The 26,436-nt window shown below is 69.9% G+C and carries 12 protein-coding genes; 4 read left to right on the top strand and 8 right to left on the bottom strand.

Annotated elements, in window-relative coordinates:
* Nucleotides 1-7 precede the first annotated feature (7 nt).
* From ACXJKJ_RS22885 to ACXJKJ_RS22875, 3 genes are read right to left on the bottom strand one after another with little or no spacing between them, the layout of a single operon-like run.
* Nucleotides 8-1,378 carry a caspase family protein gene (locus tag ACXJKJ_RS22885; RefSeq protein WP_457392727.1) on the bottom strand — a complete coding sequence of 457 codons (1,371 nt, stop codon included), beginning with the start codon at nucleotides 1,376-1,378 and terminating at the stop codon, nucleotides 8-10.
* A gap of 20 nt (nucleotides 1,379-1,398) precedes the next feature.
* Nucleotides 1,399-15,012: a two-partner secretion domain-containing protein gene (locus ACXJKJ_RS22880; RefSeq protein ID WP_457392725.1), complete on the bottom strand. Its 13,614-nt coding sequence runs from the start codon at nucleotides 15,010-15,012 to the stop codon at nucleotides 1,399-1,401.
* Nucleotides 15,012-16,733 (bottom strand): ShlB/FhaC/HecB family hemolysin secretion/activation protein, encoded by a 1,722-nt coding sequence (locus ACXJKJ_RS22875; protein WP_457392722.1) that lies wholly within the window; start codon nucleotides 16,731-16,733, stop codon nucleotides 15,012-15,014. The genes ACXJKJ_RS22880 and ACXJKJ_RS22875 overlap by 1 nt, the downstream gene beginning before the upstream one ends.
* A gap of 149 nt (nucleotides 16,734-16,882) precedes the next feature.
* On the opposite strand from ACXJKJ_RS22875, the gene ACXJKJ_RS22870 reads away from it, so the two are divergent.
* From ACXJKJ_RS22870 to pdeM, 4 genes are all read left to right on the top strand, one after another.
* Nucleotides 16,883-17,923: a ligase-associated DNA damage response exonuclease gene (locus tag ACXJKJ_RS22870; RefSeq protein ID WP_457392720.1), complete on the top strand. Its 1,041-nt coding sequence runs from the start codon at nucleotides 16,883-16,885 to the stop codon at nucleotides 17,921-17,923.
* The gene (locus tag ACXJKJ_RS22865) at nucleotides 17,920-19,563 is read left to right on the top strand and encodes an ATP-dependent DNA ligase (protein WP_457392718.1); all 1,644 of its coding nucleotides are present in this window, start codon (nucleotides 17,920-17,922) and stop codon (nucleotides 19,561-19,563) included. Before ACXJKJ_RS22870 ends, ACXJKJ_RS22865 begins: the two co-directional genes overlap by 4 nt.
* A gap of 630 nt (nucleotides 19,564-20,193) precedes the next feature.
* The gene (locus tag ACXJKJ_RS22860; protein ID WP_457392716.1) at nucleotides 20,194-22,704 is read left to right on the top strand and encodes a ligase-associated DNA damage response DEXH box helicase; all 2,511 of its coding nucleotides are present in this window, start codon (nucleotides 20,194-20,196) and stop codon (nucleotides 22,702-22,704) included.
* Nucleotides 22,701-23,360 carry a ligase-associated DNA damage response endonuclease PdeM gene (gene pdeM, locus ACXJKJ_RS22855; RefSeq protein WP_457392714.1) on the top strand — a complete coding sequence of 220 codons (660 nt, stop codon included), beginning with the start codon at nucleotides 22,701-22,703 and terminating at the stop codon, nucleotides 23,358-23,360. Before ACXJKJ_RS22860 ends, pdeM begins: the two co-directional genes overlap by 4 nt.
* 9 nt (nucleotides 23,361-23,369) lie before the next feature.
* Here pdeM and ACXJKJ_RS22850 read toward each other — a convergent pair whose 3' ends face one another.
* From ACXJKJ_RS22850 to rpsD, 5 genes are all read right to left on the bottom strand, one after another.
* The gene (locus tag ACXJKJ_RS22850) at nucleotides 23,370-23,558 is read right to left on the bottom strand and encodes a hypothetical protein (protein WP_457324253.1); all 189 of its coding nucleotides are present in this window, start codon (nucleotides 23,556-23,558) and stop codon (nucleotides 23,370-23,372) included.
* 8 nt (nucleotides 23,559-23,566) lie between these two features.
* Nucleotides 23,567-23,911 carry a PRC-barrel domain-containing protein gene (locus tag ACXJKJ_RS22845; RefSeq protein ID WP_457324254.1) on the bottom strand — a complete coding sequence of 115 codons (345 nt, stop codon included), beginning with the start codon at nucleotides 23,909-23,911 and terminating at the stop codon, nucleotides 23,567-23,569.
* Nucleotides 23,912-24,072: 161 nt separating this feature from the next.
* Entirely contained in the window at nucleotides 24,073-24,462 is a 390-nt protein-coding gene (gene rplQ, locus ACXJKJ_RS22840; RefSeq protein WP_056194184.1) for a 50S ribosomal protein L17, read from the bottom strand.
* Nucleotides 24,463-24,597: 135 nt separating this feature from the next.
* Nucleotides 24,598-25,587: a DNA-directed RNA polymerase subunit alpha gene (locus ACXJKJ_RS22835; protein ID WP_056194188.1), complete on the bottom strand. Its 990-nt coding sequence runs from the start codon at nucleotides 25,585-25,587 to the stop codon at nucleotides 24,598-24,600.
* Nucleotides 25,588-25,725: 138 nt separating this feature from the next.
* Nucleotides 25,726-26,349 (bottom strand): 30S ribosomal protein S4, encoded by a 624-nt coding sequence (gene rpsD / locus ACXJKJ_RS22830; RefSeq protein WP_056194191.1) that lies wholly within the window; start codon nucleotides 26,347-26,349, stop codon nucleotides 25,726-25,728.
* Nucleotides 26,350-26,436 lie beyond the last annotated feature (87 nt).

Raw genomic sequence — 26,436 nt, 5'->3', positions numbered from 1 at the left:
CCCGGCCCTACTTGCGCACGTTGTCCAGGTCGGGCGGCGGCGTATAGCCCAGGTCGCGGGCACGCGCCTCGAACTGCGACGCCAGCAGCGGCTGGCCGGTGTTGCGGAAATGCAGGGCCAGCTCGTAGCTGGCAATGCCGTTGCCCAGGGCCACGGCGAACTGCATCCAGCCCTCGTAGCGCGATTGCGCGGCCGAGGAGCCATAGCCGCCAGTGTTCTGACCACGAACGCGCCAGGCCATGCGCGCGGCGGCGTCCTTGTCGCCGCGGCCGCAGCGCAGCAGATCCTGGCGCTRCTCGGCCGGCATGTCCGGGTTGAAGGAAAAGGCCGAGCGGTACAAGCGCACGTCGCTGCGCTGCAGTGCCTTGAGCGCACTGCGCGCGCCGTCACGTGCCACCTGCACGCCAGGTGCGAAGGGACTCTCGGGCCGGGCCTTCAGGAAGTCCTCGGCCACCTGCACCACTTCGGCGGGCCAGGCCAGTTGCTCCAGCTTCTTCAGCACCGCGTCCTCGTCGATGTCGGGCGCCGCCGGCGCCACGGCACCTGCGCGCTTGGGCTCCACGTTCAGGCGCACGCGGGTGTGGTCGGCGATGAAGGGGTCCTGCGCGAGCTGGCGGATGGCGGCCACCGGGTGGTTGAGCATGGTCTCGCGCACGTCGCTGCGCACCAGTTGCATCAGCTCGGGGAAGGTCGTCTGGTCGGACACGCTGCCCATCAGCTTGACCAGCGACCCGGTGTAGAAGGTGTTCTGCGTCTCGACGGCCGGCGCGATGGCCGGCTTGCCGGCCCCGGTGGAGAAGGTGATGAGGCAGCCCGGTGGCGCCTCGACCTGGTTCAGGCCAACCAGCTCACCGGCGCGCAGGCCGGTGCGGCAGGCATCGACGACCGCGATGATCATGCCCTCGCGGCGCGCGGGCAGGCGGCGCACGACGTCGCTGAGCAGCTGCATGCTGCTGTTTTGCAACAGCTCGCCCTTGGCCGAAGGGTTGAGCCCGGCGGGCAGCAGCAGGTTGGACGCGTCCACCTGCACGCCGTGGCCGCTGAAGTAGAAGAACACGGTCGCATCCGCCGGGCTCGCTGCAGCCTCGGCGATGAAGACTTCCAGCGCACGGCGCGCTGCCGGCAGGTCCAGGTCCAGCGCCGACGTGACCTTGAAGCCGCGCCGCTCCAGCACGGCCTCCAGGTCGCGCAGGTTCTTCGGGATCGGCGGCAGGTCGAAGGGCTGGGGATAGTTGCGGTTGCCCAGCAGCAGCGCCAGGCGGATCTCGGTGCTCGGCAGCTGAGAGTCCGCGGCGGCCCGCGCGACGGGCCGCACGGCCAGTCCTGCGCCGAGCAACGAGCCCCACAGGAAGCGGCGGCGCGCGAGGCGGGGGGACATGGGGGGTTCGGACTGCACGGTCATGGGCTCGCAGGCTTGCAGCTCAGCGCAGGCTGGGCGGCGGGGTCGCACAGTTCGGGCGGCTTGGCGCCCTCGCTGCCTTGGGTGGACGGCCGGCCGGGGCCGACCTCGGCGATGACGCCGGAACGCAGGCGCACCGTCACGTTCTCGGTGCGCACGGTCTCCTGGAAGCGGGCACGGCGGGCGTCCTCGGCGTCGCCATTGATGGAAGACAGGGCTCCAGAGGCCGCCGGCGTCAGCGGCAGGACTCCGTTATAGACCACCGGGATCTCCGTTGCCTGACTGGCCCCATCATGGAAGAAGCGATAGGCCGTGCCGCCGGTGGTGGGCTGGCTGCCAACCTCGGGGCCGATCAGCACGACCGCTGTCGAGCCTTGCGCACCGGCCTTGGGCAGCACGGTCAGATAGCCGGCGTTCGGTCCCACCGTGCGGCCCCCCGTTGCCGTGGAACCCACCTCGATGCGGATGGGCTGGCCGTTGACGGCGCCAAAGCTGCCGGGCGTGCCGAAGGCGCCGGGCGCCAGCTCCAGCACCATGCCCGGTGCCGACAGGGCCCTGCCGAGCACGATCTCGTCGAACGGCATGCGGGCGACCAGCTTGGTGTCGCCGGCCGTGGCGAGCTGGTCGGCGCGGATGTAGATCAGGTCGGCCTCGATGCCGCTGCCCCCCACCCCCACCTGCTGGCCGGACACGCGCACCTCGGACTGCACGGCCTGGCCGCCCTTGGCATTCGGCGCCCAGGCGGAGTTGTAGTTCGCGCCGCTGAGCGCCGAGAGCTGGCCCTTGAAGCTGTTGGCATCCTGGGCCAGCAGCACCGAGCCGCCACCGGCGGCCTGCACCGACAGGGAGGCACCCTCGGCGACCGTGATGGCGCTCGCGCTGCCCTGCTGCACGGTCGCCTCGGCCACCGCCAGCGGCTGGCCGGCGACCGGCACCTGGGCCGTGCCCTGCAGCGTGGCCTTGGCGTCGTCAGGCGCGGCCTGGGCCACCAGCGCGAGGCTGCCGCCCGTGAGTTGCAGCTTGCCGTTGATGGCCAGGCGCCCCGCCTCGATGCGGCCGCCGCTCGACAGGGTCACGTCGCCCAGTTGCAGGCTGTCCTTGGCGGCCACCAGGGCCTGGCCGCCGCTCAGGCCCAGCGACGCGCTGCCGAACTGGTTGCTGCTGCGGCTGGCGTCGATCAGCGTGCCGGTGAGCGTCAGCCCGGCCGCATTGGCCAGGGTCAGGCTGCCGGTGTAGACCTGCTCGGCCCGCGTCGTCAGGTTGCCGGCCAGGCGCACGCTGCCGGCGGCCTGCAGCGAGGCGATGGTCTCGGCGCCCCCCAGTTGCAGTTGGGCGCCGGCGGCCACCTGCACCGCGCTGGCGTCGGACAGGCGCTCGGCCGCCGTCGTGATGAGGCTGCCGCCCAGTACCTGGGTGGCGCCGCTGTAGCTGTTGCCGGCGCTGCCCAGCGTCACCTGGCCCTGGGTGACGACGAGACTGCCGCGGCCGATGATGGCCTGGTCCAGCGCCAGCGCGTCGCCGCGCGACAGCCGCAATTCGCCCTGGTTCTGGATCTCGCCCGAACCCAGGGCGCCATTGCCGCTCAGCTGGAGGGTGCCGGCCTCGATGACGGTGGCGCCGCTGTTGCGGTGCGCGGCCGTCAGCGTCAGCATGCCGGCGCCCTGCTTGACCAGGCCACCGCTGCCGCTGACGACACCGTCGAAGCGGCCGTCGGCGCCATCGGCGCCGGCCGCCAGGGAAGCGCCGTTCAGCACCAGGTTGCCGCCACCGTTCAGCGAGGCCACCGTCTGGCGCGCATTGGCCTGCACCTGCCCCGGCGTCTCGATGACGAGAGCGCTGGCCGCCGCCAGGGTTTGTTCCGCATCCAGCACCAGGCTGCCGCCGTCGACCCGCGTGGCACCGGTGTAGAGGTTGGCGCCGCCCAGCGTCAGCGTGCCGCTGCCCGCCTTGCTCAGGCCGCCATCGCCGCCGATGACGCCGTCGAAGCGGCTGCTGCGGCCGCTGGCGCCCAGGACCAGCGTGTTGGCATTGAGCTGCACCTGGCCGGCACCGCTCAGCGCACCAAGGTCGACGTCGGTCAGCAACTCCAGCGTCGCACCGTCGGCCACGTTGACGCCAGCCGAGGTCGGCACGACCGGCGCTGTTGCTGCGCCGGCGGCCAAGGGTTTGACAGCGCCGGCGCCTTCGAGCTGCAGCGTGCCGGCATTGGCCTGCAGATCGCCCGCCAGCGTGTTGTGACCGGCCAGCGTGAAGACGCCGGTGCCGAGCTTGGCCAGGCCGCCGCTGCCGATGATGGCGCCATCCCAACGCGTATTGCCGCCATTGCTGCCGACGCCGAGCAGCGCCGCCTGCACGTCCACCGTGCCGGCGCCGGCGAGCGAGCCGAGGTTGAGGCTTTGCTGCACCGTCAGCGTGGCGTTCGCCTCCACGCTCACGGCCGTGACGTCGTTCAGCGCGGTGCTGCTCGCCAGCACCAGTTCACCCGCCGCCACGCGCGTCGCGCCGGTGTGGGCGCCGCTGCCGCTCAGTACGAAGCGGCCGCTGCCCAGCTTGGTCAGGCCGCCGCTGCCGGTGAGGCTGCCCGAAAAGCTCGTGTTCGTGCCATCCAGGCCCGTGCCCAGCGTGAAGCTGCCGAGCTCGACGCGGCCCGCGCCGGCGAGCGAGCCGATGGCTTGGTCCTTGCCCAGGGCCAACAGCGCACCGCTGGCGATCTGCACCGCGCTTGCCGAGGGCAGCTCACCGGTGACGCGCAGGGTGCCGGAGGCGATGTCGGTCATGCCCCCGTAGTGATTGCTGCCAGCCAGCGTCAGTGTGCCGCTGCTGGCCAGGCGCAGGCCGAAGCCGGCATCGCCGTCGACTATTGAGCCGCTGATCGTCAGCCCGCCGGTGCCAGGCAGGAACTCCGTCACGGCCGCCTTCAGCGTCACGGCACCGGCCAGCGTGCCAGCACCCGCGGTGTTGATCACGCGCCCACCATTGGCCACCAGCTCCGCGCTCATGACGGCACCGTCGCGCAGATCGAGCTGGCCTGTGCTTTCGAGTTGCACCGCACCGCTGCCGGCCTGGGCCGAGGGCCCCGACAGCACCACGGTGCCCGAGTTGATGCGCGTGCCGCCGCTGTAGCTCTGCGCCGTCGTCGTCGTCAGGCTGCCGCTGCCGCTCATGACCAGTTCGCCGCTGCCCGACAGCGGGCCCACCAGGCTGATGGCGCCGGGCCCGCCGAGTTCGAGCCGGGTCGAGACATTGCTCGCGTTGACGCTGTAGTCGGCCGCGCTGACAAGGCTGGCGATGCCGGCGCTGTCGATCGCGAAGCGCGCCAGGCTGTTGTCGGGCCGGGTCAGCGTGACATTGCCGCTGCCAGCCTTGATGGTCGCGAGACCCGCGACCGTCAGCGCGCCGCTTTGCGTGACGGCAGCGCCGGTCGCCGCGGTGTCCACGCCCAAGCTGCCGTAGCTGCCGCCACCGAGGTCCAGCGCGCCGGCCGACGTGACTTCGAGCTGGGCGGCGTCGCCCGTGACCTTGAGACCGTCATGGCGCGCGGCGTCACCATCGCGCAGTTGCACCTGTCCGAGGCTGGCGCCGGCCTGGGCCTTGAGCTCCACACGGTTGAGGTCGTTGCCCGCGCCATGGGTGGCCAGGTCGACGGGCACGGCCGCGCCGTTGGCGATCAGCGTCGTCAGGCCGCTCACCTGCAGCGGCCCGGTCAGCAGAATGCCCTTGGCCGCCGCGGCGCTGAGGCTGTCGCTGTGGCCGCCGCCCAGCGTCAGCAGGCCGCCGCTGCTGAGCGTAAGCGTCTTCACATCGCCGCTGAACGTCAGGTCCAGCGCGCTGCTGATGTCGGCGCTGGCGAAGCTGCCGCCGTTCACTCCGCGCATGCTGACCGTACCGAGCAACTGGTTGCCGGGCTGGTTCAGCACGAGATTCACGAGGCTGCCGTCGGCGATGAAATCGCTCGAGCCTGCGACAAACAGCGCACCGGTCTGGGTGAGGGTCGTTCCCCGGATCAGTGCCGTCAGATCGCCACTGACGCGGCCGCCGCCCAGCGAGATGTCGCCGCCGGCGCCCAGCTTGAGATCGCGCGTTGTGAAGCTGCCCAGGCGCAACGCGCCGCTGGCCACGAGGCTCACATCGCCGCCCAGCAGATGGATCGGGCCACCGAAGGCATTGGCGGCCTCGTTGAGCTGGATGGCGGCGCTGCCTGCGTCCAGTGTCGACGCGCCGGCGATGCTGAGGCCGCCAGCGACCTGGCCGATCGCGCCCCCGCCGCTGCTCGCTTTCAACTCGCCGCCGACCGTGCCGCTACCAAGCCGCAACACACCATTCGAGGCGACCGTCAGGTCGCCCACGTCCAGCAGGCCGAGACTGAGCGGGCCACTGTTGATGAGCAGGGTGTTGCCGCCGGTAAGGTTGATGACTGTGCCGGCAAAGGCGTTGCCGGCCTGGCCGAGGCTGATGGCCGCGGCGCCAGCGTCCAGCGTGACTGCGCCGCTGACCGCGAGCGAACCGGTCTGGGTCAGTAGCCCGCGGCTGACCGCCTTCAGCTCGCCGCCAATCCGGCCGCCGCCGAGGTTCAGCGCGCCGGCCACCTCCAGCGTCAGGGGACCGGTCGCGACGCTGCCCAGACTTAGGTCGCCGGCATTGCTCAGGGCCGTCGTGCCACCAGTCAGATTCACGAGGCCGCCCAGTTGGTTGGCCGCTTCTGTCAGCGTGATGTCGCCCGCTGCCTGCAGCGTGCTGCCGCCCGCCACGGCGAGGCCGCCCGCCATCTGAGTGATCGTGGCGCCTCGTGCGCTCAGCGCGCCGCTCAGGTTGCCGGTGCCCAGGATGATGCCGCCGTTGCTGCTCGCGTCCAGGCTGCGCAGAGCCAATGTGCCGAGGCTGAGGCCGGGCAGGCTGAACAGCGTCGCGTCGCGGGCGGCGAGGTTGATGACGCCGAGGAACTGATTGCCGGCGTGGGGCAGCGCGATGTCCGCGCCACCGGCGTTGAGCGTGGCCATGCCACCGAACTGCAGTGCGCCAGATTGCGTGATGGCGTTGCCGCCGCTGCTTGCGAGCAGGGCACCGCCGATCACGCCCTGGCCCAGGTTGAGGGCACCGGCCGAATTCAYGCTCAGGCTGTCTGTGGCGATATCGCCCAGGGTCAGCGCGCCGGCGGCGGTGATTTGCACTGTGCCGCCGCCGAGCTGCACCAGGCCGCCCCAGTCGTTGTCGGGGCGGATCAACGTGATCGCGCCGCCGCCAGCCTTCAGCGTCGCCGGGCCGCTGACCGCCAGAGCGCCGCTCTGCGTGAAGGCTGCGCCGGTGGCGCTCGTGTCAGCCATCAGACTGCCGTAGCGGCCGCCGCCCAAGTCCAGCGCACCGGCTGAGGTGATCTCCAGGCTGGTCGCGTCGCCCAGCAACTGCAGGCCGTCGTGCCGGCTGCCGTCGCCATCGCGCAGCTGCACACGGCCGAGACTACCGCCGGCCTGGGTCTGCAACTGCACGCGGTTCAGGTCGTTGCCAGCATGGACCATGTCGACTGGCATGACCGTGCCGCCCTGGGCGATCAGGGTCGTCAGGCCGCTGACCTGCAGCGCGCCGGTTTGCACGATGCCGCTGTGGGCCGCGGCCGTCAGCGTCGTGCTCCGGCCACCGCCAAGGGTCAGCAGGCCGCCGCTGCTGAGCTTCAGCGTCTGAACATCGCCGCTGAAGCTCAGGTCCAGCGCGCTGCTGATGTCGGCGCTGGCGAAGCTGCCGCCATTTACTCCGCGCATGGCGATGCCGCCCAGCAACTGGTTGCCCGGCTGGTCCAGCACCAGAGTGGCCAGGCCGCCATCGGCGACGAAGTTGGCCACGCCGTTGACCGTCAGCGCCGCGGACTGGCTGATCCTGCTGCCACGCGTGGTGGCCGTGAGCTCGCCATTCACGGTGCCGCCACCGAGGTCGAGGTCGCCACCGGCGCTGGCCTTGAGGTCATGCACCGCGAAGCTGCCCAGGTGCAGGGCGCCGCTGTTGGCCAGGGTCACATCGCCCCCCACCAGGCTGACCGCGCCGGCAAAGGCATTGCCCGCCTCGGCAAGATCGATGTTGCCGCTGCCGGTACTCAGCGTGGACGCCCCGCTGACCGCCAGGCCGCCGGAGACTTGGGTGATGGCCGCACCGCCGGCATTGAGGTTGCCCCCCACCGTGCCTGTCCCCAGGCGCAGCGCGCCGGAGGCCGACGCCGTCAGCCCGCCGACATTGAGGCTGCCCAGGCTCAGCGCGCCGGCACCCGTGATGACGGTGGTGCCGCCACGCAGGTCGACGCTGCCGGCGAAGGCATTGCCGGCCTGGCCGAGCGAGATGCCGGCGCTGCCCGCATTCAGGCTGGTGCCGCCGCTCACTGACAGGGCACCCGACTGGCTGATGGCGCCGCTGCTGACGGCTGTGAGGATGCCGCCAACGAACCCGCTGCCAAGGTCCAGCGTGCCGGCCGCGTTGAGCGTCAGGCCGGCGGTGGCCAGCGTGCCCAGGCGCAGGCCGCTGGCGTTCGTGACCGCGCTGGCACTGCCACTCAGGCTGACGACGCCGTTGAGGTGATTGGCCGCATCGGTCAGCGTGATGCCTGTCGTCGCCTGCAGCGTCGCGTTGCCGGCGACGGTAAGGCCGCCGGCGATCTGCGTGATGGCGCCGCCGAGGGCGCGCGCGGTCAACGCGCCGCTGAGCGTGCCGCTACCCAGCGTGATGCTGCCGTTGCTGGTGGCGTCCAGGCTGTTGAAGCTCAGCGTGCCGAAGCTCAGGCTGGGCTGGTTGAAGAGGGTCACCGCATTGCCGGTCAGGCTCAGCGCGCCGAGGAACTGGTTGCCGGCGTTGGCCAGCGTGATGTTGCCGCTGCCGGAGGTGAAGGCGGCGGAGCCGGTCACGTGCAGCGCGCCGGACTGGCTGATGGCGCCATTGCCGCTGTTGGCCACGAGGTTGCCCGTGACATTGCCCTGGCCCAGGTTCAGCGGGCCGGCAGCGCCCACCGTGAGGTCGCCGGTGGTCAACGGCCCCAAGGTCAGCCCGGCCGCGGTTTTCACCTGCGTGACGCCGCCCTTGAGCGTGACCAGGCCGCCGAGCTGGTTGCTGGTGTTGTTGAGGGTGATGGCGGCGCTGCCCGCATCCACGTTCAAGGCGCCGGTCAGGCTGAGCGGCGCGCTCTGGGTCACATCGCCACCGGCTTTCAGCACGAGGGAGTGGATGCTGACTGCGCCGAGGTCGACGGCACTGGTGTCGGTGAGGCGCACGTCGCGGCCGGTCAGCGCCACGGCGCCCGTCCAGCTGTTGGCCGCGTCGTCCAGCGTGATGTCGGCCGTGCCCGCATTGATGCTGGAAGTGCCACTGACGCTCAAGCCGCCAGCGGCCTGCGTGACGACGCCGTTGCCGCTGGTGGCACTCAGGTTGCCGGCAACAGTGCCGTGGCCCAGGTTCAGGGCGCCGGTGCTGTTGGCTGTGAGCGCGCCGGTGTCCAGCGTGCCCAGCGTCAGCGCGTTGGTGGTGCGCAGCTGCGTGGCGCCACCCTTCAGCGTGACCACGCCACCGAGCTGGTTGCCGGTGTTGGCCAGGGTGATGGCCGCGCTGCCCGCGTCCACACCCAGGGCGCCGGTCAGGGCTATGGTCGTGCCCGCGCCCTGGCTGACGGCGCCGCCCGTCGTCAGCGTCAGCGAGGTGGCATTGACATGGCCCAGCGTGACAGCACTGCTGCCGGTGAGCACGGCATTCCTGCCGGTCAGCGCGACCGCGCCGGTCCAGCTGTTGGCCAGATCGCCCAGCGTGATGTCGGCGCCGCCGGCGTTGAGGGTTGCGGTGCCGGTGACGCTCAAGCCGCCAGCAGCCTGCGTGACGGCACCGCTGCTGGTGGCGCTGAGGGCGCCGCCGATGCTGCCCGTGCCAAAGCCCAGTGCGCCGCCAGCCAGGATCTGCAGCGAGCCGGTCGCCAGGCTGCCCAGCCCCAGCGCGCCCTGGCTCCTGATCTGGGTGGTACCGCCGGTCAGCGAGACCAGGCCAGTGAACTGGTTGGTCGCCGCGTCCAGCGTGATGGCCTGGCTGCCGGCATCGAAGCTGCTCGTGCCCGCGGCGCTGATGCGGCCGCCGGTCTGGTTGATGACACCGCTGGTGCTGGTCACGGCGAGGGCAGCGGTGGCCGTGATGTCATGCGCCAGCGTGGCTGACTGGCCCTTGAGCGTAACGGCACCGCCCTTGAGCGTGCCGAAGGTGCTGAACACGCCGCCGCTGGACAGGGTCAAGGCCTCGGTGCCGGTGTCGATATTGCTCGTGCCGGCAGGCAGGATGAGGGTGCCGCCCGCCTCCAGCTCCAGGCCCTTGTTGGGCTGCTGAGCCAGCGCGAAGAGGTTGAGGTTGTTGGCGCTGCGTAGTGACACCGCGCCGCCCGTGGCGGTGATGGCGCCCTGCAGATCGTTGCTGGCCTGGTTCAGCGTGATGTCCGCTGCGCCGGCGTTCAGCGTCGTCGCACCGGTCAGCGTCAGGCCACCGGTCTGCGTGATCGCGCCGCCGTTGCTCGTCGCGTTCAGCGTGCCGGTGACGCTGCCCTGGCCGAGGCCGAGGTTGCCGGTCGATGTGACCGTCAGGTCGCCGGTGTTCAACGTGCTCAGCGCCAGCGCGGCACTGTCCGTCACGCCGGTGACGCCGCCGCTCAGGCTGACGGCGCCGCTGAAATGGTTGCCCGGCTGGTTCAGGCTGATGACCGAGCTACCGGCCGAGACCGCCGTCGTGCCGGTGACGAGCAGGCTGCCGCCGGTCTGGTTGACGTCGCCGCTGGCCGTCGTCAGCTTCAGCGTGCCGCTGGCCGTGATGTTCTGGCCCAGGCTGAGGCCGGTCTGGGCCTGAAGCTCGACGTTGTGGCCGGCCAGCGTGCCGCCCATGGTGAAGCTGCCGCCGCTGGTCAGCGTGAGGTCGGCCGTGCCGGTGTTGATGCTGGCCACCGGACCGAGGATGAGGTTGGCGCCGGCCGACAGCGTCAGCGCGCGGTTGGCGGGCTGGGTCAGGCTGAGGATTTCAAGGTCGCCGCCCGAGTGCAGGTCCAGCGAGTTGCCGACCAGGTTCAGGCCGTGCCACTGGTTGCTGGTGTTGGGCAGGCTGATGTCGCCGCTGGTGGTGGCGTCCAGCGTCGCAATGCCGCTGACCAGCAGCGCGCCGGTCTGGCTGAGGGTGCCGCCGTGGCTGCTGGCATTCAGTGTGCCGTTGATGCTGCCTTGCCCCAGGTTCAGCGCACCGCCGGCCGTGGTGCTGACGGTCAGGTCGCCGGTGTTCAGCGTGCCCAGCGTCAACGGGTTGCCGCCGCCGTTGCCCAGCGTCGTGGTGCCGCTGGTGGTGAGGCTGACCGCGCCCTGCAGGTTGTTGGCCGAGGTCAGCGTGATGTTGCCGCTGCCGTTGCCCAAGGCTGTGGTGCCGCTGATCGTGAGCGCCCCGCCCTGCGTGATGGCACCGGCGCCCGTCGTCGTCGCGCTGAGGTTGCCGGTGACTGCGCCGCTGCCCAGGCTCAGGTTGGCATTGCTGGTGGAGACGGTCAGGGCGTGGGTGTTCAACGTGCCCAGCACCAGCGCGTTGCCATTGCCATTGGCGATCTGCGTCGTGCCGGTGCTGGTGATGCCGACGGCACCCTGCAGGTTGTTGGCCGAGGTCAGCGTGATGTTGCCGCTGCCATTGCTCAAGGCCGTGGTGCCGGTCACCGTCAGCACACCGCCCTGCGTGATGGCGCCGGTGCCGGTGGTGGTGGCGCTGAGGTTGCCGGTGACGGTGCCGCTGCCCAGGCCGAGATTGGCATTGCTGGTGCTGACCGTCAGGGCGCGAGTGCTGAGCGTGCCCAGGGTCAGCGCGTTGCCGCTGGCATTGCTGAGCTGCGTGGTGCCCGTCGTCGTGACGCTGACCGCACCTTGCAGGTTGTTGCCCGACGTCAGGTTGACGTTGCCGCTGCCGTTGCTGAGGCCGCTGCTGCCGGTCACTGTCAGCGCGCCGCTCTGGGTGATGGTGCCGCTGCCCGTCGTCGTGGCGCTCAGGGTGCCGGCCACCGTGCCGCTGCCCAGGTCGATGTCGGCATTGCTGGTGCTGACCGTCAGCGCGCCGGTGTTCAGCGTGCCCAGGGCGAGGGCCTTGCCGCTGCCGTTGACGACCTGACTGCTGCCCGTGCTGGTGAGGCTGACCGCGCCCTGCAGGTCGTTGGCCGCCGCCAGCGTGATGCCGCCGCTGCCGCTGCTGAGGCCGCTGGTGCCGGTCACCGTCAACACACCGCTCTGCGTGATGGCGCCGGTGCCGGTCGTCGTCGCGCCGAGGTTGCCGCTGATGGTGCCGCTGCCCAGGCCCAGGTTGGCGCCGCTGGTGTTGACCGTCAGGTCGCGCACGCTCAGCGTCCCCAGGGTCAGGGCCTTGCCGTTGCCATTGCTGATCTGCGTGGTGCCGGTCGTCGTGACGCTGACGGCCCCCTGCAGATCGTTGGCCGAGGTCAGCGTGATATCGCCGCTGCCATTGCTGAGGCTGCTGGTGCCCGTCACCGTCAGCGCGCCGCTCTGCGTGAGCGTGCCGTTGTTCGTCGTCGTCGCGCTGAGGTTGCCGCCGACGGTGCCGCTGCCCAGCACCAGGTCGGCATGGTTGGCGCTGACGGTCAGCACGCCGGTGTTCAGCGTGCCCAGGGTCAGGGTGTTGCCATTGGCATTGCTGAGCTGSGTGGCGCCGGTGCTGGTGATGCTGACCGCGCCCTGGAAGTCGTTTCCGGCCGTGGTCAGCGTGATATTGCCGCTGCCATTGCTGAGGGCCGTCACGCCCGTCACCGTCAGCGCGCCGCCTTGCGTGAGGGTGCCGGTGCCCGTCGTCGTCGCGCTGAGGGCGCCGGTGACCGTGCCGCTGCCCAGGGCCAGGGCGGCGCCGCTGGTGCTGACGGTCAGCGCGCGCGTGCTCAGCGTGCCCAGCGTCAGCGCCTTGCCGCTGCCGTTGCTGATCTGCGTGCTGCCGGTGGTGGTGATGTCCACCGCCCCCTGCAGGTCGTTGCCCGAGGTCAGCGTGATATTGCCGCTGCCGTTGCTCAGGGTCGTGGCGCCGGTCACCGTCAGTGCGCCGGTCTGGGTGATGGCGCCGCCGCCCGTCGTCGTCGCATCGAGAGCGCCGGTGATGCTGCCGCTGCCAAGGCCCAGGCTGGCGCTCGTGGCGCCGACGGTGAGATCGTGCGTGTTCAGCGTGCCCAGCGTCAGCGCCTTGCCGCTGCCATTGCTGAGTTGCGTGGCGCCGGTGCTGGTGATGCTGACCGCGCCCTGCAGGTCATTGGCGCCCGTGGTCAGCGTGATGTTGCCGCTGCCGTTGCTCAGGCCCGTCGTTCCGGTCACCGTCAGCGCACCGCTCTGCGTGATCGTGCCGGTGCCGGTCGTCGTCGCACTGAGGTTGCCGGTGATGCCGCCACTGCCGAGGTCCAGATCGGCGTTGCTGGTGCTGACGGTCAGGCCGCCGGCGCTCAGCGCGCCCAGGGACAAGTCCTTGCCGCTGCCATTGACGAGTTGCGCATTGCCGGTGGTGGTGACGCTCACCAGCCCCCGCAGGTCGTTGCCCGAGGCCAGCGTGATGTTGCCGCTGCCGTTGCTCAAGGCCGTGGTGCCGGTCACCGTCAGCGCGCCACCCTGGGTGAGGGTGCCGGTGCCGGTCGTCGTCGCACTGAGGTTTCCGGTGACCGTGCCGCTGCCCAGGTTCAGGTTGGCGGCGGTGGCGCTGGCGGTGAGGGCATGGGTGTTCAGCGTGCCCAGGGTCAGCGCATGGCCGCTGCCATTGCTGACCTGGGTGATGCCGGTGGTCGTCAGGCTGACCGCGCCCTGCAGGTTGTTGCTGGCCGCCGTCAGCGTGATGTTGCCGGACCCCGTGGTGACGCCCGTCGTGCCAGTCACCGCCAACGCGCCGGCCTGCGTGATCGCGCCGCTGCCGCTGGTGGTGACGCCGACATTGCCCGTGACCGTGCCGGTCGGCAGGACGACGTCGCCGCCGACGCTGCTGAGGGTCAGGCCTGCGCTGGTGACGCTGCCCAGTGCGACGGTGCCCGCGCCCGAACTCGCCGCGGTGAGGCTGCCGCCGCCTGTATTGAGGGTGCTGCCGGTGATGTCGCCGCCGGCCTGCAGGACGACGTTGAGGGCACCTGCCCCCGCGCCGATGCTGCCGGCGCTGAAGCTGATGTTGCGCAAGGCGATCAGGTTCAGCGTGGCCGCGCCGGTAGGCACGATGGCGGCCTGGACGTCGATGTCGCCATGTTGGCCGTTGGTGCCCAAGGCCAGGGTCTGCACCGTCACCGACGTGCCGCCGGACAGCGCATTGTTGAGGGCGCCAACGTCGACCACGGCAGCATCGTCCGTGCTGGCGAAATTCGGCGCCGCGCCAACGTTGGTGTTGGTGCCGCTGTTGGCTTTGATGACCACGTCGTTGGGGTCGAGCAGCCACTGGCCCGACCGCCCCAGCGGTGCGCTGGCGTCAACGCGGCCGAGCAGGTTGAGCTGCTGGCGGCCCGAGGTCTCGACCATGCCGCCATTGCCCCCCAGACGCCCGCCGCGGGTCCAGATGCTGCCGAGCATGTCGGTGCGTCCGTCAGCCCAGACAGCGATGCGGCCGCCATCGCCCCGTTCGGTGGCATTGGCGCGCAGCTCAGCGCCGGCACCTATCCAGGTCTGCTCGGCGTTGTGCTCGGTGCCCCTGCCCTCGAAGCCGCCACCGACCTGCAGGCTGCCGCCGCCGAGGCGCCCGGACGCGTCCAGCCGGGCGCCGTCCAGCAGCGCGAGCTTCTGGCCCAGCACGGTGATGCTGCCGCCTCGTTCGCCGCTGGCGTCCAGGCCGCCGTTGACTGTGGTGATGCCGGCCGTGCCGCCGTCGATGACGATGTGCCCGCCCTGCTGGCTCAAGCCCCGCGCCTGCACGATGCCGTCCATGTTCAGCACCTGGCCGGCCGCGCCGCCACGAGCCTGGGCGCGCATCTCGGCGCTGCTCTCGGCCTGCACGCGGCCGCTGAATTTCAGTGCGACGTCGCGGTTGTCGTCGTTGCGCAGATTGAAGAGGACAAGGCCGTCGCCTTCCACATCCACCTGCACCGTGCTGGCTGCACCCAGCCCGACGCGCCGCGCCGCGATGCTGCCTCCAACGCTGAGCTGGGGGGCGACCAGCGCCACCGTGCCGCCCGGCGCGCTGATGCTGCCATCAGCCTGCAGCGCGCTGGCGCCCGCGCCCGCCGAGAAGCGGTAGTTGCCGGCGATGAAGGCGGTGTCGGACAGGTCCAGCGTGGACGCGACGAGACCGCCGACATCCACCTGCGATCCCCGCCCGAAGACGATGCCGCGCGGGTTGATCAGGAAGACCCGGCCGTTGGCCTGCATCTGGCCGAGGATCAGGGACGGGTCGCCACCGACGACACGATTGAGCAGCACCGAATTGACGCTGGGCTGCTGGATACGCAGGCCCTCGCCCGCGGCGATGGAGAAGCTCTGCCAGTTGACGATGGCCTTGTCGCTGCTCTGCTGGATCAGGCCCGGGCGAATTGCGACCTGGCCCTGCACGACCTGGGCGCCTTGAGGCAGCGCATGGGCAGCCGGATAGGCTGCGGCAAGGCACAGAGCGAGGGCGAGGGGTTGCAGGCGCCACATCAGAAGCTCCACGATCCCTGGGCATACAGGCGCAGCTTGCTCGACTGGCTTTCGGTGCTGGCATGGCCGTGCGTGGGCGTAGCCAGGCTCATGCGGAAGGCATACGCGTTGCCGCGCGCCCATACCAGGGACAGCCCCGCGCCGCCCAGCCAGGCGCGGTTCACGTAGCCGGGCTCGCGCAGCACGAGGTTGGGATCGTGGCGGTAGCGGATGAAGGCGCCGTCGTAGAAGGCCGCCAGCACCAGCTCGCTGGCCCAGCGCCCGAACAGGCTGGCCGGCGGCAGCCAGCGCAGCTCCAGGCTGGCCACGGCACCGCTGTCACCCGTGCCCTCGCCCGGCGCATAGGCGCGCACGCCGTTCGGGCCACCGGCGCGGAACTGCTCGGTCGAGTCGAGGTTGGACAGGGCCCACTGCCCACGCATCGTGAAGTAGGCCAGCAACCGGTTGCTGAGGACGTTCTGCAGCCGCGAGGCCGCGAAGCTGAGCTTGCGAAAGCTCGCCGCGTCGTCGCCGCCGCTGGGCGCACCGGCCGGGAAGTTGAGCCGGCCCTGCGCCAGGTTGAGCTCGAAGGTGTTGACGCTGCCGGTCAGCAGGCTGTCGCGAAAATCGCCGCTGACACCGACGCTGGCATCGTCCACATGCTTCTTCGTCGACAGGGCCGCGACCTTGTCGACATAGCGCTTGGCGTCCACCGCCCCGAGCGCAAACAGGTTGAGGTTGCGCGAACGCACCCAGGGGTAGAGGGCGAAGAGGTTGAGCGTCGTGCCGGTGCCGTCCAGGCCGAGGGGGAATTCCTTCTTGTCGAGCTGGTAGCGCACCGCCGACAGCGAGGCGCCCGCCTTGAAGCCGTCGGCGCCGATGGGGCTGGTGTAGCCCAGCAGCGCGAACAGCAGGCCGCCGCCGGTGGAGGCCAGCACTGATGCCGACAGACCGTCGCCGCGGCCCAGCGGGCTGGCCATGACGACCTGGGCCCCCAGGCGCTGGGCACCGATGACCTTGGAGCCATTGAGGTCGCCGTCGACGCTGCCGCTGTAGCGCGATTCGGCGCGCGGCGTGAATTCGAGGATGGCGGTGCCCGGCGCGCTGCCGGCCTTGACCTCGGCCCGCGTGACGATGCCGCGCAGGTCGTTGATCAGGAAGACTGTGCGCTCGACGGCGTCCACCGTCAGCACGTCGCCCGGCTTCAGGCGTGCCAGATAGGCCTCGACGACCTCACGGTCCACCGGCAGGCCGTCGCTCCAGTTCAGCACGACGCGGTCCAGCCGCCCCTCCAGCACGGCGATGCGCACCGTCTGGCCATCGAAGGTCTGCTCCGGGATGTAGGCGTAACCCAGGTAGAGCCCCAGGTCGCGCTGCAGGAAGCGGGTCACCTCGTTGGCAGCGTTGACGAGATCCTCGAAGCCACGGTCCTTGCCGACGAAGGCAGCAGTCAATCGCGGCAGGGCCTCGCGCAGGGCGGCTGGGGCGTCGGGCGACAGGCTGTAGGCGGTGACGTCGATTTTGAGCTCGTCGTCGGGCTTGCCGAGCTCGCGCGTGACCTGCTGCGGACGCTCGGGCGGCAGCTCGGTGTTGCGAGCCTCGGGCGGGCGGGTCAGCTCGGCCGGCGTGGGCACCACCGGCGGCGTGCCGGCTGCCCAGCCCGAGGCGCAGGCCAGCGTTTGCACAGCCAGCAGGCTGAGGCGCAAGGGCGAGCATCGGCGATGGCGGGGATCGAGCAGCAAGGTCGGGTCCGTAGCAGTGGCGGCGGGCATGACCTGGCGGTCGCACCCGTGGTGAGTCACGGCAGTGGCGTTTGAGTTCCGCGCGGGTCCCGTAAATGAGCGGATGCCGTCCGACAAGCGTGCTGCGCCGACCTGGGCACACTGGGTCCATGGCTGACTTGATCACCCGCCGCCCCGAGGGCCTGTATTGCGAGGCGGGCGGTTTCCATATCGACCCCTGGCGGCCGGTGGCGCGTGCCGTCATCACCCACGCCCATGCCGACCATTGCCGCGAGGGCCACGGCGCCTACCTCGCCCACAGCGACGCCGAAGGGCTGATGCGCTCCCGCGTGGGTCCCGACATGGCCTTCCAGGGCCTGGYCTATGGCGAGCCGTTGCAACTGGGCGAGGTGACCGTCAGCCTGCACCCGGCCGGCCATGTGCTGGGCTCGGCCCAGGTGCGCGTGGCGCACCGCGGCGAGGTCTGGGTCGTGTCGGGCGATTACTTCGTCAGCGGCGCGGTGAATGCTGAGGGGGAGGCCAACACCACCTGCGCGCCCTTCGAGCCGGTGCGCTGCGATGTCTTCATCACCGAAGCCACCTTTGCCCTGCCCATCTACCGCTGGGCGCCGCAGACCGAGGTGCTGGCCGAGATGCGTGCGTGGTGGGCCGACTGCGCAGCCCAGGGCAAGCAGGCGCTGCTGATGGGCTACAGCCTGGGCAAGGCGCAGCGGCTGGTGGCGGGGCTGGCAACCGCCGACGCACCTGGGCCGGTGCTGGTGCATGCGGCGGTTGCGCGGCTGAACGAGGCCTATCGCGCGGCGGGCGTGGCCCTGCCGGAGGCGGAGACCGTGACGCCGGAAACGAACTTCAAGGCGCTGCGCGATGCGCTCGTCATCGCGCCGCCGGCCGTGCAGGACAGCCGCTGGGCAAAAGCGCTGGGGCCGCACAGCGACGCCTTTGCCAGCGGCTGGATGCGGTTGCGCGGCGCCCGCCGGCGCCGCAGCGTGGACCGCGGCTTCGTCTTCAGCGACCACGCCGACTGGCCGGGGCTGCTGTCGGCCATTCAATCGACCGGCGCCCAGCGCGTCATCGTCACGCATGGCGACGAAGGCGCGCTGGTGCGCTACCTGAGCGAACTGGGCCTGCAGGCCGAGGCCTTTGCGACCGAGTACGGCGACGAGACGCATGGCGTGGAGGCGGCGCAATGAAGCGCTTTGTCGCCCTCTACCTCGCCATCGACGCCAGCACGTCCACACTGGCCAAGGTGGCGGCATTGAAACGCTACCTGGCCGACGCGCCCGCGCGTGATGCGGCCTGGGCCGTCTATCTGCTGGCCGGCGGCACGCCGCGCCGAGCGGTGCCCACGAGCGAGCTGCGAGCGCTGGCCTGCGAGGCGGCGGGTTTGCCGGAGTGGCTGTTCGAGGCCGGCTATGCCGTCACCGGCGACCTGGCGGAGGCCATCGCTTACGTGCTTCCCGACCCGCAGGACAAGCTCGACGAGCCGCTGGCCGACTGGATGGAGCAGCGCATCCTGCCGCTGCGTGCGCTCGACGCAGCGGCGCGACGCGAAGCCGTGTTGAGCGCGTGGCAGGGCCTGTCGGCGGACGAGCGCTTCATGTTCGTCAAGCTGGTGGGCGGGGGCTTTCGCGTCGGTGTCAGCAAGCTGCTGGTGCAGCGGGCGCTGGCCGAGTGGTCTGGGGCCGACGCGGCCGGCATCGCGCAGCGCATAATGGGCTACACCCAGATCGACACGCCGCCGACGGCCGCGCGCTTCCAGGCGCTGCTGGCCGAGGACACAAGCGGCTCTCGTGGCGGCCAGCCCTACCCCTTCTTCCTGGCGCATGCGCTGCCCGGCGAGCCCGCTGCGCTCGGTGAGCGGGGCGACTGGCTGGCGGAGTGGAAGTACGACGGCATCCGCGCTCAGGTGGTCAAGCGCGACGGCCAGGCGTGGATCTGGTCGCGCGGCGAGGAGCTGGTGACGGAACGCTTTCCCGAAGTCGTGCTCGAGGCGAGCACCTGGCCGGATGGCACGGTGGTGGACGGCGAGCTGCTAGCCTGGCGCCACGGCGAGGCCGAGCCGGCGCCGTTTGCGCTGCTGCAAAAGCGCATCGGCCGCACCAAGCTGTCCAAGGCCATCCTGGCCGAGGCGCCGGTGCGGCTGCTGGCTTATGACCTGCTGGAGAGCGACGGAGTTGATCGTCGACAGGAACCCATGCACATCCGTCGCGCGCGGCTGGAGCAGTTGGGCATCGCGACATCGCCGCTGGTGGAAGCGGACGAATGGTCTGAGCTAGCCGCCGCCCGCGAAGGCTCGCGCGAGCGTCGTGTCGAAGGCCTGATGCTGAAGCACCGTGAGTCAGCCTATGGCATCGGCCGCACCGTCGGCGTTTGGTGGAAGTGGAAGGTCGCACCGCTGAGCGTGGATGCCGTGTTGATCTACGCCCAGGCCGGCCATGGCCGCCGCGCCAACCTCTACACCGACTACAGCTTTGCCGTCTGGAACCGCGCGCCACGGGATGCGGCGGAGGCCGAGGCGGCTTTGGATTCAACGGGCGGCGACCTGACGTTGGTGCCCTTCGCCAAGGCCTATTCGGGGCTGACCGACGAGGAGATCAAGGGCGTGGACCGCGAGATCCGCAAGACGACGGTCGAGAAGTTCGGGCCGGTGCGGCGCGTGCGGCCGACGATGGTGTTCGAGCTGGGCTTCGAGGGCATCCAGGCGAGCTCGCGGCACAAGAGTGGCATCGCGGTAAGGTTTCCGCGCATGCTGCGGATAAGGGATGACAAGCCGTTGTGGGAGGCGGATACGTTGGCGTCGTTGAGGGCCTTGATGGATGCGGTGGCGTGATGTTGGTTGCTTTTGCGACGAGTGCTCTTGATCGATGCATTGCCGGGAGTCCGTCCCGGCGGCCGGGTAACTTTCTTCTGCGGGGCCAGAAGAAAGTCACCAAAGAAGAGGCCCTGAACCGCACACCAGCACCACATGCACGAGCTGCGCCGTGCAACAGCCGCTCGGTGAGTGGGCAGACGCGAGCCGCTGCGCTCTCGCCGCTGTCCCTGTSACSAGCACCATCCATCGCACCACCTGCCCGCTTAACGCGCGGCTGCACGCCGTGCTCACCAGGAACAGCCAATACAGCGTCGCTCGGGCGACGCGAAGCCCGCGCCGTCTCGCCGTGGCGTCGCCCCAGCGACGCAGTATTCGTTGATGAGTTCGGCGTGCAGCCGACGTTAAGCGGCGTGAAGCGGCAGCGGATGGTGCTCGTCACAGGGACAGCRGCGAGAGCGCAGCGGGTCGCGTCGTCGTGCAATCCACCGAGCGTTTTCGCGCGCCGCTCTTGGCGGCGTCGCGCTGGTGTGCGGTTCAGSGCCTCTTCTTTGGTGACTTTCTTCTGGCGCCGCAGAAGAAAGTTACCCGGCCGCCGGGACGGACTCCCGGCAATGCGGCGATCAAGCGCACGCCAGGCAAAGACTCCCAATGCCTAGCCCTACCACCAGTTGGCTTGAAAGCAAGGGCTGGAAAGCCTTCCCCTTCCAGCGCACCGTCTGGAAGGAAATGAAGCAAGGCCACTCCGGCCTCCTCCACGCCACCACCGGCTCCGGCAAGACCTTGGCCGTCTGGCTCGGCGCACTGCAGGCGTTCGGTGCCAAGGAAGCTCCGCTGACCGTGCTCTGGGTGACCCCGATGCGCGCGCTCAGCCACGACACGCTGCTAGCCCTGCAGGACGCGGCGTCTGCGCTCGCGCCGGACTGGACGCTGGCTGCACGCACCGGCGACACATCGACCAACGAGCGTGCCTCTCAACAGCGCCGCTGGCCCACCGCCCTCGTGACGACACCGGAGTCGCTGAGCCTGATGCTGTCGCGCGCCGATGCGCCCGACGTGCTCAGGCGCGTGCGCCTCGTCGTCGTCGACGAATGGCACGAACTGCTCGGCACCAAGCGCGGCGTGCAGCTGCAGCTGGCGCTGGCGCGGCTGCGGCGCTGGAACCCGGCGCTGATGACCTGGGGCCTGTCGGCCACGCTGGCCAACCTCGACGAAGCGCGCCACATGCTGGCGCCTGACACCGTGCTGGTGCGCGGCGCCCAGGACAAGAAGATCGACATCGCGACGCTGCTGCCCGCTCGCATCGAGCGCTTCGCCTGGGGCGGCCACATGGGTCTGACCATGCTGCCGGCCGTCGCCGAGCTGATCGACAAGGCGGCCAGCACCTTGGTGTTCACGAACACGCGCTCTCAGAGCGAGCGCTGGTTCCAGGCGCTGCTGGACGCGCGGCCGGACTGGGCCGGCGCCATCGCACTGCACCACGGCTCCATCGATGCCGAGCTGCGTCGCTGGGTGGAGGCGGCCATGAAGGCGGGCCAGCTCAAGGCCGTCGTCTGCACGGCCAGCCTGGAYYTGGGCGTGGAYTTYCYGSCGGTGGACCAGGTGCTGCARATCGGCTCGGCCAAGGGTGTGGCCCGCCTGCTGCAGCGCGCGGGCCGCAGCGGCCATGCGCCGGGGCGGCGCTCGCGCGTGACCATGGTGCCGACGCACAGCCTGGAGATCGTCGAGGCCTCGGCCCTGCGCGCCGCCGTGGAGGCCGGCCGCATCGAGCCGCGCCACGCACCGGTGGCGCCGCTGGATGTGCTTGTGCAGCACCTCGTGACGGTGGCACTGGGCGGAGGCTTCCGGCCCGAGCAGTTGCTGGCCGAGGTGCGTACAGCGCCGAGCTATCGCGGCTTGAGCGACGAGGCCTGGCAATGGGCCCTGGCCTTTGTGCGCCACGGCGGCGAGAGCCTGCGCGCCTACCCGGACTTCCAGCGCGTGGTGTCCGACGACGAGGGCGTGTGGCGTGTGCCGGACGTGCGGCTGGCGCGGCGCCACCGCAGCAACATCGGCACCATCGTGTCGGACGCCATGATGAGCGTGCAGTTCCTGGGCGGGGGGCGCATCGCGACGGTGGAGGAGAGCTTCATCGCGCGGCTCAAGCCCGGTGATGTCTTCCTGCTGGGTGGCCGGGCGCTGGAGCTGGTGCGCGTCGAGGGGCTGACCGCCTATGTGCGCATCGGCAAGCCGGGCCGCGCGCTGCTGCCGCGCTGGAACGGCGGGCAGTTCCCGATCTCCGACACGCTGGCCGATGCGATGCTGGAGCGCTTCGATGAAGCGGCGCAGGGTCGCTATCTGGACAAGGAGATGCGCTTCGTCGCACCGCTGCTGAAGCTGCAGGCCGAGTGGTCGGCCCTGCCCGGGCCGCAGCGGCTGCTGGCCGAGGTGCAGACCTCGTCGGACGGCCATCACCTCTTCCTCTACCCGTTCGCCGGCCGCACGGTGCACCTGGGCCTGGCCTGGCTGCTGGCCTGGCGCGTGGGGCGCGACACGCCGGCCACCTTCACCGTCGCCATCAACGAGTACGGCATGGAGCTGCTCAGCGCCACCGACGTCGACTGGGCCACGCGCCTGCCGCAGCTGCTTGCGGCCGTCGATCGCCACACGCTGCGCCAGGAGGTGCTGGCCAGCATCAATGCCAGCGAGCTGGCGCGGCGGCGCTTCCGGCAGATCGCGCGCATCTCGGGGCTGATCTTCCAGAGCCATCCCGGCGAGGTGCGCAGCCAGCGACAGCTGYAGGCATCGAGCTCGCTGTACTTCGATGTCTTTCGCCAGCACGACCCGGGCAACCGCCTGCTGCGCCAGGCCGAGGAGGAGCTGCTGTCGGCCGAACTGGACGAGGACTCGCTGGCGCGCACGCTGGACCGGCTGGCTGCAATGCCGCTGGACTTGCAGCGGCCAAAGCAGACCTCGCCGCTGGCCTTTCCGCTGCTGGTGGAGATGCTGCGAGAACGGGTGACGACCGAGTCACTGGCACAGCGGCTCACGCGCATGCTGGCGGAGCTGGAGGCGGCGGCGGGCAGCGGTGCGATACCGCAGGATGTGGGCGAGCGGCTGGCCTTCGCGCAGGAGAGCGACAAGACCGCTAAACGCAGAGGTGCGCGGCGGGGGCGGCGGTGAGCCTCAGCATCGAAGCTGCCGGCGAGACCTTGTGGCTGCTACCGGATGGCGCGGTCTGGTGGCCCACCGCGCGCACGCTGTTCGCTGCCGACCTGCACCTGGGCAAGGGCGCTGCCTTTCGTGCGCAAGGTCAGGCGGTGCCGGCTGGCAGCAGCGCGCGCACACTGGCGCGGCTGGAAGCGCTGGTAGCGACGCACCGCGCGACTCGACTCGTCGTGCTGGGTGATTTCTGGCACAGCGCCGAGGGGCTGACGCCGGCCCTGCTCGAATCGGTCGACGGCTTTGCGCGACGCGTACAGACCGTGCTCGTACTCGGCAACCACGACCGGCGCATTCATCCGCCCGGCTTGCCGATGGAGGTTGTCAGCACGGCATGGGCGTTAGGCCCTTTGACAGCTGCGCATGAGCCACCGCCACCCGGCGCAGCGGGCTTTACGCTTGCAGGGCATTGGCACCCCGCCGTCGTCATCGCCAGCCGTGCGGGGGACCGACTGCGCCGGCCTTGCTTCGTGCGCTACCCGCACGCCCTGGTGCTGCCGGCCTTCGGCGGCCTCACCGGTGCGCTGACGCTGCGGCGCGCGGACCTTGCCCGGCACAGCGCGCAAGTGGCGGTGCTTGGCGACGGCGATCTGCACTGGCTGCCTTTGCGCCGTTAACGCGGCTGGTCAGATCTTGTGCTGAGGCGGGCCCTGGGGTGCTTCACGCGCCGTGCCGTCTTTCTGGCGCGCCGGCGCCTTGGCCTGCTTGGTCAGCGTCTGCCCTTGGGTGGCCTTGGTTGTGGCGAATTCGCTGGCGGTGTGCGTCACAGGGCCGGACTGGGCGTTGTGGCTGCGGCCAAGATGGGACTTGCTCATGGTGCGCCTCACTGCCAGTTGAAGCCGTAGTGGGTATAGACGCTGCGGCCGTAGTCCTCGGTGTAGGCCGGCGCTGCGTCCTTGGCGTACCGCGGCGCATCGGTCAGCAGGTCGCGATCCAGGTTGACGACATAGCCATCCTTGCTGGTGTCGTACTTCAGCATGTCCCAGGGCAGCGGGTAGCGGTCGGTACCCAGGCCGAGAAAGCCGCCGAATTCCAGTGCGGCATAACGCACATGGCCGGTGCGCTTGTCGATGACGAGGTCGTCGATGGCGCCGAGCTTGTCGCCGGCGAGGTCGTAGACCGCAGTGCCCTCGACCTTGGCCGAGGAGATGGTGGGGTGGAGGCTCATGGCGGGCTCCTGCGAAGTGGAAGCGGCGTTCCACTGTGCACGCGCCGGGGCCGCGGTGTCGTCAGGCTGGGTTTGCCTTGCGCGTAGGAGGGGGCCGACGCCGCGAGCGCCCATGAAAAAGCCCGCACGAGGCGGGCTTCATGGATCAGCGCGGGCTGAACTTATTCGACGGCTTCGCCAGCGGTCTCGCCTTCGGCGCGATCCACCAGCTCAACGAAAGCCATGGGCGCGTTGTCGCCGACGCGGAAGCCCATCTTCAGGATGCGGGTGTAGCCGCCCGGACGAGCCGCGAAGCGCGGGCCCAGCACGTTGAACAGCTTGCTGACGATGTCGCGGTCGCGCAGGCGGTCGAAAGCCAGGCGGCGGTTGGCCAGCGTAGGTTCCTTGGCGAGCGTGATGAGGGGCTCAACAACGCGGCGCAGTTCCTTGGCCTTGGGGACCGTGGTCTTGATGGCTTCGTGCTCGAGCAGAGACACGCACATATTGCGCAGCATGGCAGCGCGGTGGGCGCTGGTGCGGTTGAGTTTACGGAGGCCGTTACGGTGACGCATGGTGCTATTCCTTTTTCACTTTGTTAATGCCAGCAGCCGGATCAGGTACTGCTGGTTGCACGATCAAACGCACCAAAGTGCGTTTGTCATCCGATGACGGCCTTCAGGCCGTCTTTTCTGTTCGAGCGAAGCGGATTACCGCTTGTCCAGGCCTTGCGGGGGCCAGTTTTCCAGGCGGGCGCCGAGGGTGAGGCCGCGGGAAGCCAGGACTTCCTTGATCTCGTTGAGCGACTTGCGACCCAGGTTGGGGGTCTTCAGCAGCTCGGTCTCGGTGCGCTGGATCAGATCGCCGATGTAGTAGATGTTTTCGGCCTTSAGGCAGTTGGCCGAACGCACGGTGAGCTCGAGTTCGTCGACCGGGCGCAGCAGGATCGGGTCGAAGCTGCTGGAGCGCTGGGCCGGCTGGTCGAAGGCGTCGACCAGGTCGGTGCCTTGCAGCTGGGCGAAAACGGCCAGCTGCTCAACCAGGATCTTGGCCGAAGCACGGATCGCTTCCTCGGGCGAGATGGCGCCGTTGGTTTCGATTTCCATGACCAGCTTGTCCAGGTCGGTACGCTGCTCGACGCGGGCGTTTTCGACGGCGTAGCTGACGCGCTTGACGGGCGAGAACGAGGCGTCCAGGACGATGCGGCCGATGCTCTTGGTCGGCTCGTCGCCGAAACGGCGCATCGTGCCGGGCACATAGCCACGGCCCTTCTCGACCTTGATCTGCATGTCCAGCTTGCCGCCTTGCGACAGGTGGGCGATGACGTGCTCGGGATTGATGATCTCGACGTCGTGCGGGGTCTGGATGTCGGCCGCGGTGACGGGGCCTTCGCCTTCCTTGCGCAGGACCAGGGTCACTTCTTCACGGTTGTGCAGGCGGAAGACGACGCCCTTGAGGTTCAGCATGATGTGAACCACGTCCTCTTGCACGCCGTCGATGGCCGAGTACTCGTGGAGCACGCCGGCAATCGTCACTTCCGTCGGCGCATACCCCACCATCGACGAGAGCAGCACACGGCGCAGGGCGTTGCCCAGGGTGTGACCATAGCCGCGTTCGAACGGCTCCAGGGTGACCTTGGCGCGATGACCGCCCAGGGGCTCCACGTTGATGGACTTGGGTTTGAGCAAGTTGGTTTGCATGAGGTCTTTCTTTCAATACCCTCGGTTCGTTACACCGATAAGGCTGAGGACCAGCCGGGCAGAGCCTACGAAGGGCAAAAGCCCGGACGAGGAAACGCCGACCGCGCCCAAAGCAGGCGTGGTCGGCGGGGGAAATCATTAACGCGAGTACAACTCGACGATCAGCGATTCGTTGATCTCGGCGCCGAACTCATCGCGGTCCGGAGCCTTCTTGAACACGCCTTCGAGCTTGGTGCCGTCGACGCTGACCCAGGCCGGCAGGCCAATGGAATCAGCGAGCTTGAACGACTCGGTGACGCGCAATTGCTTCTTGGCCTTGTCGCGCACGGCGACGGTGTCACCGGCCTTGACCAGGTAGGAAGCGATGTTGACGACCTCGCCGTTCACCGTGACGCCCTTGTGCGAAACCAGCTGGCGGGCTTCTGCGCGGGTGGAGCCGAAGCCCATGCGGTAGACGACGTTGTCCAGACGCGATTCCAGCAGCTGCAGCAGGTTCACGCCGGTCGAGCCCTTGCGGCGCTCGGCTTCGGCGAAGTAGCGGCGGAACTGGCGCTCCAGCACGCCGTACATGCGCTTGACCTTCTGCTTCTCGCGCAGCTGCAGGCCGAAGTCGGACGTGCGTTGGCCGGAGGTGCGGCCGTGCTGGCCGGGCTTGGAGTCGAACTTGACCTTGTCGCTGATGGCGCGGCGGGCGCTCTTCAGGTAGAGGTCGGTGCCTTCGCGGCGGGAAAGTTTGCCCTTGGGGCCGAGGTAACGTGCCACTTTGCGTGTCCTTGTTCAATCTGACGCCAAGCCTCAAATCCGAGGTTGTTGACGCGAGTCCAGCCGGTGTTTTTATGGGCTTGGACG

The organism is Roseateles sp. P5_E1 (genome assembly GCF_054049335.1).
The sequence above is the reverse complement of the archived record's forward strand: the minus strand, read 5'-3'. Positions and strand labels throughout refer to the sequence as shown.